The 11,202-nt window shown below is 72.8% G+C and carries 10 protein-coding genes and 2 tRNA genes; 6 read left to right on the top strand and 6 right to left on the bottom strand.

All coding sequences use genetic code 11. The annotated features are described in order from the left end of the window. The 4 genes from ettA to GT358_RS11780 form a co-directional block, all read left to right on the top strand. On the top strand, positions 1-1,086 hold a 1,086-nt coding region (gene ettA, locus GT358_RS11765; RefSeq protein WP_166582825.1), incomplete at its 5' end, for an energy-dependent translational throttle protein EttA. 163 nt (positions 1,087-1,249) lie between these two features. Then, on the top strand, positions 1,250-1,465 hold the full coding sequence (locus GT358_RS11770) for a hypothetical protein (protein ID WP_166582826.1): 216 nt from the start codon (positions 1,250-1,252) through the stop codon (positions 1,463-1,465). A 167-nt stretch (positions 1,466-1,632) separates the two neighbouring features. Then, positions 1,633-1,839, top strand: a complete 207-nt coding sequence (locus tag GT358_RS11775; RefSeq protein WP_166582827.1) for a cold-shock protein — start codon at positions 1,633-1,635, stop codon at positions 1,837-1,839. A gap of 46 nt (positions 1,840-1,885) precedes the next feature. Continuing rightward, positions 1,886-2,500 (top strand): DUF4329 domain-containing protein, encoded by a 615-nt coding sequence (locus tag GT358_RS11780; RefSeq protein ID WP_166582828.1) that lies wholly within the window; start codon positions 1,886-1,888, stop codon positions 2,498-2,500. On the opposite strand, the gene GT358_RS11785 is transcribed toward GT358_RS11780, so the two are convergent. Next, the gene (locus GT358_RS11785) at positions 2,497-3,180 is read right to left on the bottom strand and encodes an arylesterase (protein ID WP_243730853.1); all 684 of its coding nucleotides are present in this window, start codon (positions 3,178-3,180) and stop codon (positions 2,497-2,499) included. The two genes, GT358_RS11780 and GT358_RS11785, sit on opposite strands and share 4 nt — an antisense overlap. Positions 3,181-3,214: 34 nt before the next feature. Between GT358_RS11785 and GT358_RS11790 the strand changes: the two genes are divergently transcribed. After that, positions 3,215-3,922, top strand: a complete 708-nt coding sequence (locus GT358_RS11790; protein ID WP_208103490.1) for an ABC transporter ATP-binding protein — start codon at positions 3,215-3,217, stop codon at positions 3,920-3,922. Continuing rightward, the gene (locus GT358_RS11795; RefSeq protein WP_166582831.1) at positions 3,919-6,453 is read left to right on the top strand and encodes an FtsX-like permease family protein; all 2,535 of its coding nucleotides are present in this window, start codon (positions 3,919-3,921) and stop codon (positions 6,451-6,453) included. Before GT358_RS11790 ends, GT358_RS11795 begins: the two co-directional genes overlap by 4 nt. A 16-nt stretch (positions 6,454-6,469) precedes the next feature. Here the strand turns inward: GT358_RS11795 and GT358_RS11800 are convergent. The 5 genes from GT358_RS11800 to GT358_RS11820 all read right to left on the bottom strand — a co-directional run bounded on the left by GT358_RS11800 (position 6,470) and on the right by GT358_RS11820 (position 10,514). Continuing rightward, positions 6,470-6,546, bottom strand: a tRNA-Asp gene (locus GT358_RS11800). A 112-nt stretch (positions 6,547-6,658) separates the two neighbouring features. After that, positions 6,659-7,726: a sensor histidine kinase gene (locus GT358_RS11805; RefSeq protein WP_166582832.1), complete on the bottom strand. Its 1,068-nt coding sequence runs from the start codon at positions 7,724-7,726 to the stop codon at positions 6,659-6,661. A gap of 16 nt (positions 7,727-7,742) precedes the next feature. Further along, positions 7,743-7,818: transfer RNA gene (locus tag GT358_RS11810), tRNA-Val, on the bottom strand. A 13-nt stretch (positions 7,819-7,831) separates the two neighbouring features. Then, positions 7,832-8,485 (bottom strand): histidine phosphatase family protein, encoded by a 654-nt coding sequence (locus tag GT358_RS11815; protein WP_166582833.1) that lies wholly within the window; start codon positions 8,483-8,485, stop codon positions 7,832-7,834. A gap of 244 nt (positions 8,486-8,729) precedes the next feature. Beyond that, positions 8,730-10,514 (bottom strand): inositol monophosphatase family protein, encoded by a 1,785-nt coding sequence (locus GT358_RS11820; protein ID WP_208103491.1) that lies wholly within the window; start codon positions 10,512-10,514, stop codon positions 8,730-8,732. Between the last annotated feature and the right edge of the window lie 688 nt (positions 10,515-11,202).

The raw sequence follows: 11,202 nt of genomic DNA on the forward strand, positions 1-11,202 counted from the left end.
GCCGAGACGATCGCCTGGCTGCAGAACCACCTCATCAACTATCCCGGCACCATCCTGATCGTCACGCACGATCGCTACTTCCTCGACGACATCACGGGCTGGATCCTCGAGTTGGACCGCGGGCGGGGGATTCCCTACGAGGGGAACTATTCCGCCTGGCTCGAGCAGAAGGCCAAGCGCCTTGAGCAGGAGGCGCGCGAGGACAAGGCGCGCCAGAAGGTGCTGGAGCGCGAGCTCGAATGGATCCGGCAGGGCGCCAAGGCACGGCAGGCCAAGCAGAAGGCGCGCATCAACGCCTACAACGAACTGGCCGCCCAGTCCGAGCGCGAGAAGGTGGGCCGCGCCCAGATCGTCATCCCGAACGGCCCGCGTCTGGGCGGCAAGGTCATCGAGGTGGAGGGGCTGCGCAAGGCCGTGGGTGACCGGCTGCTCATCGAGGATCTCAGCTTCTCGGTGCCGCCCGGTGCCGTCGTGGGGGTGATCGGACCCAACGGCGCGGGCAAGACGACGCTGTTTCGCATGCTGACCGGCCAGGAGGCGCCCGATGCGGGCACCATCACCTTCGGCGAGACGGTGAAGCTGGCCTATGTGGACCAGAGCCGCGACTCGCTCGATCCGGCCAAGACCGTCTGGGAGGAGATCTCGGGCGGGGCGGAGCTGATCGAACTGGGCGACGCGACCATGAACAGCCGCGCCTATTGCTCGGCCTTCAACTTCCGCGGAACGGACCAGCAGAAGAAGGTGGGCCTGCTGTCGGGCGGCGAGCGCAACCGCGTCCACATGGCCAAGCTGCTCAAGTCGGGCGGCAACGTGCTGCTGCTGGACGAGCCGACCAACGACCTGGACGTCGAGACGCTGCGTGCGCTCGAGGATGCGATCATGGACTTTGCCGGCTGCGCCGTGGTCATCAGCCACGACCGCTTCTTTCTCGACCGGATCTGCACCCACATCCTCGCCTTCGAGGGGGAGGCGCATGTGGAATGGTTCGAGGGCGACTTCTCCGCCTACGAGGAGGACAAGAAGCGGCGACTGGGGCCCGATGCGGTGGAGCCCAGGCGCGTGAAGTTCAAGAAGTTCGTCCGGTGACGGACCGGACCGGCAGGGCATGACGGTGCGGGCGGCGCGGCCGCTGGGCCGGACCGCGAGCGCAGAGCGGGACGGGCATGTCCGGGGGGACGGACACGGAACCCCGCCCTGCCCCATTGACGCCACAATCCCCTGCCCTTCTGATCCGGCCGGACACGAGAGGGTGAGCATGGGATTTGTGGCGATCGGGGGGATGGCGGGCTTTGTGGCCGCCCTTGTGGCGCTTCTGGCCTTTGATGCCTCCTGGGGCCTTGTCCTGCTCCTGTGGGGCGGCGGCGGGCCGGTCGGCGCGTCCGCGGCGATCCTCGCGCTGCTGCTGCGCGGCCTGGCCGGCCCGGAGCCGGCGGACCGGCAGCGGTCTCCGCGCCTTCCCGCCTAGTGAACCCCGCGGCCTCCGCCGCGCTGGACAGCCTGCCCCGAGTGCGGCATAGAGGCCACGCGCGTTTATCTATCGACCACGGTCCCTCACGGCCCAGGGCATCGATCAGCACTGACGAGCCGAGCCGCCGCACTTCCGCGGGCGGAGCATCAAGAGGAGACCACGGGATGGCCACCGGCACCGTGAAATGGTTCAACACCACCAAGGGCTATGGCTTCATCGCGCCCGACGGCGGCAAGAAGGACGTGTTTGTCCACATCTCGGCCGTCGAGCGCTCGGGCCTGACGGGCCTGCGCGACAACCAGAAGGTGACCTTCGACATCGAGACCGGCCGCGACGGCCGCGAGTCGGCCGTCAACCTTCAGCTCGCCTGACGGTCGGGCGGGGGTGCCGCATGACCGGCCCCCCTTTGCACGCTCCATGATTCGCGGCCTGGCCGCCCTGGCGCTTGCGGTTCTCGCCGCCTGCGCCGCCCCTCCTCCCGGGCTTCCGACGGGTCCGACCGTCGCGATGGGTCCGCGCACCCTGACCTCGAGAGGGATTCCGACCGCCCCATCCTCGCCCACCGGGGCGGAACGCGCGCTCGTCACCGCCATCCTGTCCGATCTCCAGCATCGTTCCTTCGAGGAGGGCCGCGAGTTCTGCGGCTATGTCGGCTACGACCGGAGCGGCCGGCTGGTGCCCACGCGGATCCATCGCGGGCACGAATCGTCCTGTCCCCTGCCCCCGGTGCCGGCCGACATGGTGCTGGTGGCCTCGTTCCACACGCATGGGCGGTATTCGCCGTGGTATGCGTCCGAATGGCCGACGACGCAGGACATGGACACCGATGCGGCGGACGGAATCGCGGGCTATATCGCCACACCGGGCGGGCGGCTGTGGTATGTGGACACGCGCTCGATGACGGTGCGGCAGATCTGCGGGCGGGGATGCCTGCCGCAGGATCCGGCCTACCGGCCCGAGGACGACGGTCCGCTGCGCCCGGTGATGACCTACGAGGACCTGCGGCGCTGGGAGGCGGGCGCGGCGCACTAGTCCTGCGGCCGGGTCCTCTCGACCAGGGCGAGGACGGCGGGGCCGAGCGTCTCCTCCACCACCCGCTCGACACCCTCGGCGCTGGGATGGATGCCGTCGGGCTGCATGTAGCGGCGCAGCGCGTCCTCGAACCCCCCCTCGCCGTCGCGCAGCGGGGCAAAGAAGTCCGGCACGAGCAGCGCCCCGAACTCCTCGGCCAGGTCACGATAGGCTGCGTTGAAGGCATCCCGGTAATCGGGGCCGTACTGGCCTGAGGCCTCGATCCCGACGAGGAGCACGGGCAGGCCGCGCCCCGTGACCTCCTCGAGGATGGCGCGGAGATTGGCGCGGCTGACGGCCGGGTCGATCCCGCGCAGGTAGTCGTTGCCGCCCAGCGCCACGATGACCGCATCGGCCCCCTCGCCCAGCGCCCAGTCGAGCCGCGCGAGACCCCCGGCCGTGGTGTCCCCCGAGACGCCGGCATTGAGCACGACCGCGCCTGCGTCGCGGCTGTCGAGCCAGGCCTGGAGGCGCGGCACGAGCCCCTCCTCGGCCGCGAGCCCGTAGCCGGCCGTCAGGCTGTCGCCCAGCGCGACCACGGTGACAGGCTCCTCGGCGTCCTGGCCTGCGTCCTGCGCGGCCGCGGGCAGGGCTGCAAGCGCGATCACGAGAGCGAGGTTGCGGAACGCCAGCCGGGCCATAGATGGCACGATGCGCCACCGGACCGCCAAGGAGATGCCCGTGCCAGAGCCCGTCCTGTCGCTCCGCGATGCCCGTCTGACGCTCGAGGGCAATGCGGGGCCGGTGGAGATCCTACGCGGCATCACGCTGGAGGTGGCGGCGGGCGAGTCGGTCGGGCTGGTCGGGCCGAGCGGGTCGGGCAAGTCGTCTCTCCTCATGCTCATGGGCGGGCTCGAGCGCGCCACGGGGGGCACGGTGCGCGCCCTGGGCCACGACCTGTCGGCAATGGACGAGGACGCGCTGGCCCACTTTCGCCTCGGCAATCTAGGCGTGGTGTTCCAGTCCTTCCACCTGATCCCGACCATGACCGCCTTGGAGAACGTCGCCACGCCGCTGGAACTGGCCGGCCGGCGCGATGCCTTTGCCCGCGCGCAGGCCGAGCTGGAGGCGGTGGGTCTGGGCGCGCGGGCGGGGCACTACCCCTCGCAGCTCTCGGGCGGAGAGCAGCAGCGCGTGGCCTTGGCGCGCGCGGTGGTGGGGCGGCCGCGGCTGCTTCTGGCCGACGAGCCGACCGGCAACCTCGACGAGGGGACAGGCCGGGCGATCGTGGACCTGCTGTTCGGTCTGGGCGAGCGGGACGGGGCGACGATGGTGCTGGTGACGCATGACGAGCGGCTGGCCGCGCGCTGCGCCCGGGTGGTGCGCCTGCGCGACGGGCGCATCGAGGGCGAGGGCCGCCCCGCGCGGGAGGCGGCGGAGTGAGCGCGGCGGCGCGCCTCGCCGCGCGGGAGCTGCGGGGGGGACTGCGCGGGGGGCTGCGCGGCTTTCGGGTCTTTCTGCTCTGCCTGATCCTGGGCGTGGCGGCGATCGCGGCGGTGGGGTCTGTGCGCGCGGCGATCGGCGCGGGTCTCGAGCGCGAGGGGGCGCGGCTGCTGGGCGGCGAGGCGGAGGCCGAACTGACCTATCGCTTTGCCACCCCTGAGGAGCGCGCCTGGATGGAGGGCGTGGCCGAGCGGGTGAGTGAGGTGGCCGACTTCCGCTCGCTCGCGGTGGCGGACCCCGGGGGGCGGGCGGAGCGCGCGCTGACGCAGGTGCGCGCGGTGGACGACCTCTATCCCCTGATCGGGGCGGTCGAGCTGGACCCGCCGATGCCCTTGGCCGGGGCGCTGGCGGGCGACGGAGCGCGGGCGGGGCTGGTGATGGAGCGCGTCCTGGCGGACCGGCTGGCGCTGGCGCCCGGCGACACGGTGCGGCTGGGCACGCGCGACTATGTGCTGTCGGCGATCCTCCTGCGCTATCCCGACAACAGCAATGCGGGCTTCGGGCTGGGGCCGCGGACGATCCTGCGTCTGGCCGACCTGGAGGGGTCGGGGCTTCTGGCCGAGGGCTCGCTCTTCGAGACGCGATACCGGCTGGACCTGCCGGAGGGAACGGACCTCGACGCGCTAGGGGCAGAGGCGCAGGCGCTCTGGCGCGAGCGGGGGATGCGCTGGCGCGACGCACGCGAGGGGGCGGCGGGCACGGCGCAGGTCGTGGACCGGCTGGGCGCGTTTCTGGTGCTGGTGGGCCTGTCGGGGCTGGCGGTGGGGGGCGTCGGCGTCTCGGCGGCGGTGTCGGCCTATGTCGCGGCCAAGGCCGAGGTGATCGCCACGCTGCGCACGCTGGGTGCCTCGCGCGGGGTGGTGTTCGCCACCTACTTCCTGCAGGTGGGCACGCTGGCGCTGATGGGGATCGGGCTGGGGCTGGTGCTGGGGGCGGCGCTGCCGCTGCTGGCCGCGTCCTGGATCGAGGCAGCCCTGCCCGTCCCGGCGGCGTTCGGGATCTTTCCCGCGCCGCTTGCGGAAGCCGCGCTCTATGGCGCGCTGGCGGCGCTGCTGTTCACGCTGTGGCCGCTGTCGCGGGCGACGGACATCCGCGCGGCGGCGCTGTTCCGCGACGCGCTGGCGGGGGGGCGGCGGCTGCCGCGGCTGCCCTATCTGCTGGCCACGCTGGCGGTGCTGGGGCTGCTGGTGGGGGCGGCGGCCTGGTTCTCGGGCGCGCCGGCGCTGGCGGTCTGGACGGCGGCGGGGCTTGGCGCCTCGCTGCTCGCGCTGGTGGGGGCCGCGGCGGGCGCGCGGGGGGCGGCGCGGGCGCTGCGCGGGGCGGCACGGGGGCGGCCGGCCTGGCGACTGGCCCTGGGCGCGGTGGGCGCGAGGGGGGGCGAGGCGGGGCCGGTCATCCTGTCGCTGGGCCTGGGGCTGACGGTGCTGGCGGCGGTGGGTCAGATCGACGGCAACCTCCAGCGCGCGATCACGGGCGACCTGCCCGAGATCGCACCGTCCTACTTCGTGGTGGACATCCAGCCCGATCAGATCGACGCCTTCCGCGCGCGGCTGGAGGCCGATCCGGCGGTCGAGCGGGTGGAGGCCGCGCCGATGCTGCGGGGCATCCTGTCCACGATCAACGGCGTGCCCGCCGCGGAGGCGACGGGCGGGCACTGGGTCACGCGCGGCGACCGGGGCCTGACCTATTCGGAGGAGCCGCCCGAGAATGCCCGCATCGTCGCGGGCGAGTGGTGGCCGCCCGATTACGATGGCTCGCCCCTCGTCAGCTTCTCGGCCGCGGAGGCCGAGGAGATCGGCTTGCGCCTGGGCGACCGGCTGAGCGTCAACGTGCTGGGCCGCGAGATCGAGGCGACCGTCGCCTCGTTCCGGGAGGTGAACTTCCAGAGCGCGGGGATCGGCTTCGTGATGAGCATGAATCCGGCCGCCCTGCGGGGAGCCCCCCATTCCTGGATCGCCACGGTCTATGCCGAGGAGGCCGCCGAGGCGCGGCTGCTGCGCGAGATGGCGGAGGCGTTTCCGAACATCACCGCCATCCGCATCCGCGACGCGGTGGCCGAGGCGGCGCGCATCATCGAGGGGGTCGCGGCGGCGATCCGCACCGCCGCGCTGGTCACGCTGGCCACGGGGTTCCTGGTGCTGATCGGCGCCGCTGCCGCGGGGGAACGGGCGCGGGCCTGGGAGGCGGCGATCCTCAAGACGCTGGGCGCGGGGCGGCCGCTGATCCTGCGCAGCTTTGCCTTGCGGGCGGCGCTGACGGGGATGGCCGCTGGCCTCGTGGCGCTGCTGGCGGGCTCGCTCGGGGCCTGGGCGGTGCTGCGCTTCGTGATGGAGGCGCCGTTCCAGCCGATCTGGAGCAACGCGCTGGCGGTGGTGGGGGGCGGCGTGGCGGCGACGCTGCTGGCGGGACTGGCCTTTGCGCTGCGCCCGCTCGCGGTGCGGCCCGCACGGGTGCTGCGCGCCAGAGAGTGATCGGGAGGGGGGGCAGTGGCGCGGTTGACGGGGCTCGAACCCGCGACCCCCGGCGTGACAGGCCGGTACTCTAACCGACTGAGCTACAACCGCGCGTCTGCCGCCGGCATCGGATCGTGCCGGACGGGGGGTATCTACGGGGCCGGAACAGCGGCGTCAAGGGCTCTTGTCGCCTGACGCGAGGGCGCGTCCGGTCCTCCGAGCCTCAGGCCGCTCCGGGTCTGCGCAGGGGGAAGTCGAGGCGCGAGACCACCTCGCCCTCCTCCTCGCGGATGGCGAGCGTGCCGCCGATCTGGGCCGCGAACTGGCGCGCCACCGACAGGCCGAGGCCGTCGGCCTTCTGGAGATCGAATCCGGTGGGCAGACCGCCGCCATTGTCGCGGATCTCCAGACGCGCCGCATCCCGGCCCGTCCGGGCCAACGTGATCGCAATGCGGCCCGACCGTTCGGGGCCGAAGCCGTGCTCGATGGCGTTGGCCAGAAGCTCCGTCGCGATGAGACCGAAGGGAATGGCGGCCGCAGCGGGTACCACGACCGGTTCGACCGACACCTGGAGCGCGATGCGGTCCTCTACCCCCTGCGCGGCGACCGCCTCGGGCACGATGGCCCGGAGAAAGGCGCCCAGATCGAGCGACTGGGCCGCGGGATCGTGCAGGAGGCGGCTCAGGCGGGACACCACGCCGAGGCGGGCGGCAGCCGTCTCGAGAGCGCGGCGGGCGGCAGGGTCGGCGACGGCGCGCCGCTGAAGCTGGAGAAGCGATCCGACGACCGCGAGGTTGTTGGAGACGCGGTGCTGAAGCTCGGCAAACATCAGGCTGCGCATGTGCGCCTCGCTCCGGGCGCGGGCTTCGGCCTGCATCATGCGCCGCAGGGCCCGGCGCATCAGGAAGACCAGCGTCAGCTCGGTCCCCATGACGATGACATACAGAAGCAGCGCGACGAAACCTGCCGTCGTCAGCGCAAAGGACCAGGCGGGCGCGATCAGGACGTACCAGGCAAAGAGGCCGCCCATGATGGCGACGGCGAGGCCGACGAGCGTTCCCGCGAACACGGCCGTCAGGGCCACGGCCGGAAAGAAGGTCAGATACGGAAAACCGGGGGGCAGAACCGGATCGAGGGCGAGCCGCAGGAGGGCAGCGGCCAAGAACGCGCCCAGCGCCACACCCACCTGGAACGCGAGGCTGCGACGCCCGATTCCCCATTCCACGATCCGGTCCAGCACGGAGCGTCCCTGGGGCGCGGGGGTCGGACCGTGGAAAGGGGGGGCGATCATGCGCAGCACCCCGCCCTGGTGGGTGGTGAGGGGCTCGAACCCCCGACATCCTCGGTGTAAACGAGACGCTCTGCCAACTGAGCTAACCACCCTGCCGTCCAGTGGTTACAGACCCTTGAGGCCGAGTTCAAGGCGCGTGCGATCCGAGGAGGTTCGGGGCGGCTCCGGGATGTCCGCCCGACCGTCCCGGAGGCGGAGAACGCGCCCCTGCGGCAGGCAGAGAGCCTCGGCCGCGTCCCAGTCCCGGCCCAGCGCCAGCGCCGCGAGAAGGCGCAGCGTCAGTCCGTGGGTGACGAGCACCGCCGGTCGCCGGAGCGACAGCAGAAGGTCGGCGGCCCGCTCCGCAACGGCGGACAGATCCTCCCCGCCGGGGCAACGCGCGTAGAAGGTCAGGATGCCTTCGTCCGGGGGCGCGGGCCAGCGCGTGGCGATCTCGGTGCGCGTGAGACCGGCCCACTCGCCCATGCCGATCTCGCGCAGGCGCGGTTCGGGCCGCGCGACGAGCCCCGTCCGCCCGAGCGCGAGGCGCGCCGTCTGCTGGGCGCGGCCTTGGGGACTGGACAGGGCGTCGTGGGTCCGCGGAGACACGCGCAGCGCGGCGAGGATACGGCCCATGGCGGCGGCCTGCCTCCGGCCCCGCTCGGTCAGGGGGGAGTCGAACGCGCCCTGAAGCCGTCCTTCGGCATTCCAGACTGTCTCGCCATGCCGCATCAGCAGCACCTCGACAGGAAGGGGACCGGGAAGGCGGGGAAGGGGCATGCGAGCCATCAGGTCCGCCACGCCCGGAGGAGTCCCGCGGGACGATGACGCCGTGTCTCGAGGGGCCTGGTCTGTCATGCGGAGCGATCGCCTTCGCCCATGGCTTGCCGCGGTCTGGCGTCGCCGGCGATCCGACGCAAGCCCCGGCCCGGCGGCAGGTCCGGCCGGAGCCGATTCCCGCGGAGGCCGGCCGGACCGGGCGCGCAGCCGTCGGCATCGGGAACAGGCATGCGGAGGGGGCGGGTCAGCCGCCGGACGGCCCGGCCGCCAGCAGCGCCTCGGCAAGATCGAGAGCGTCGTCGGGCCAGTACTCGCTGGGCCGCGGGTGCCGGATTCCCGATCCCTGCACCGGCCGGCAGGACAGCACCGCGTTGCGCCATTGCAGCGGGATCGCTTCGCGTCCCTGGCTGGCACCGAGGAGCGCGCCGCAGATGGCGGCGTTGGTGTCGGTGTCGCCGCCGCGCGCGACGGTGGCCGAAACAGCCTCCGCCACGGGCGTGCCGCGGTTCAGGTGGTCGAACGCGTTCTGGAACGCGATCAGGACCCAGCCCATCTGGCGCTCGAAGTTCTCGGGACCGTCCCGGCGGGCAGCAGCGAGGCGCTGGCGGACGATCCGGGCCCCCTCGCCCTCGCCCGCATGTTGTTCGGCCGCTGCCGCCATCTCTGCGGCCGTGCCGCCCGCGACACCAGTTGCGACGGCCGCAGCAAAGGCGGCGCTCGCAGCCTGGCAGACCGGGTGCGGATGGGTGAGGCGCGCATCCTCGGCCGCCAGCTTCGCGGCCAGGGCTGGATCGCCGGCCGCGAAGATGCCGACCGGGCTCACGCGCATCAGCGCGCCGTTCGACTGGCTGTCCGACGAAGCCGGCCGACCCCGGGCCAGTGCGGCGATGCCGGCAGCCGTCGTGCCGCCGATGTCGAAGGGACCGGAGCGCGCCCAGCCGATATAGGCCTGGCCGACCGTCGCGGGATCGAACCGGCCCTGATCCGCCAGCGCGCGGGCGAGCGCCAGCGCCATCTCGCTGTCGTCCGTGGGCTGGCCGGCGATCAGGTTCCAAGTGCCGCCGTCGGTCAGCCGGGTGACGCCCTCGGGGTGGCTGCGGGCGATGTCGGCCGCCGAGCGGAACTCCACCGCCGAGCCCAGCGCGTCCCCCGCAAGCTGGCCGAGGAGACAGCCCTGCGCCCGCGCGAGCCGGTCGGGATCGGCGATGCGGGCCCGCGGAATGGCGCCGTTGCGTTGCTCCCGCCGACTGGGACCGGGTCCGAGTTCGACGAGCATGGCCACGACATCCGCGGCGCCGCCGATGCATCCGTCGAAGTGCCGGCGCCCGTAATCCACCGCCTTTCCCGTCCGCTCGACCAGCGTGCAGCCCGCGCCGATCAGCAGGGCATGAGCCCCGGCAATGTCCCAGTGATCGAGGCCGGCCACGAGGCTCAGCCCGGCATCCACCTCGCCGGCGGCGGCGAGGGCCAGCCGGTAGGCCGGACTGGCGATCGCCCGGACCCGGATGCCGCGAAGCGCCTCGTGATTGTGCCGGGCATAGTCTGCCGCGTTGGCGTTCATCGCGACGACCGGCGGATGGGATCGCACCGGGCGCCGGACGGCCAAGCCGTTGCGCGTGAGCGCGGTCCCCTCGGCCCAAGCGATCAGGTCCCCCCGGTCGTCGGGCGCAAGCGGCGCAAAGACGACACCCAGAACGGGATGCCCGTCGCGCAGCAGGGCGACCGACACGGCCGATCCCCGGCGACGGGCGAGAAAGTCGGTCGTTCCGTCCTGCGGGTCCACCACCCAGACGTCACCCTCCGCAGGACCGGCGCGGCCGGTCTCCTCTCCGACGAAGCCGCAGGCATGGAGAGCGAGCAGCCGGTCCCTCAGAAGCTGCTCCACCTCCACGTCGATGGGGGCCTTCGACCCGCCGCCGCGCGGGCCGCCGGCGCGGTGGAACTCGGCCCGGATCAGGGCGCCTGCCTGCCGCACCATGTCGATGACGGCAGGCAGCAGGTCGGCGGGTTGGGGCCGGGACCGGATCATCACGCTCTCCCTCGCTTCCATGCGCCGGAGGATACAGCCGGAGCGGTCGTTCTTGCACAGATCTTCGGGGGTGATCCTGCGGATCCGGGATCGTGGTTTGGCGGGACGAGGGGGCTGGCCACGTCGCCCGACAGGACCCGGACCGGGCCAGCCCGCGACACGGCGCCCGGCGGCTGATCGGCAGCGAGGGGCTGAGCCGGGCTCCGGCGCGCGGCCGCGGTGCCAGAGTCCTCCGGAAGGCCAGCCGCCTGCCGTCGCAGGCGACGCGATCCTTCGGGTCTCGAGGTCGGCCGATAGAGCGAGCCGACAGCCATGGAGCGGCGGCATCGCCCGGCACGCCCGCAGGCGGGAATGTCCCGCGTCATCCTGCCGGAGCAGCCCCGCTCAAACGGGGCCGCGACCATGCGCAAGACCGCAGACCGCCAGGGGCGCCCCGCCAGCCGGGATCGTCCTGCCGCACCTCGCAGGTCCACCGCAGGGTTCCAAGAGTGGCCTCCGAGGGGGGAGCAGGGTCCGGACGTCGTCAGGTCGATGGTCCCATGCCTGACGCTCGCGGGAACGCGCTTCCTGCAGACAGGCCGCCGTCCCGATGATATCCGGACCGCGGATGATATCCGGACCGCGAAGGATGAGAAACGGGATTGTCCATCCGGCGGCAGGACCTCGGGCGCGCCACCTCCAGTCAAAG

Source organism: Rubellimicrobium sp. CFH 75288 (genome assembly GCF_009904055.1).
In the GTDB taxonomy this organism is placed as follows: Bacteria; Pseudomonadota; Alphaproteobacteria; order Rhodobacterales; family Rhodobacteraceae; genus Rubellimicrobium.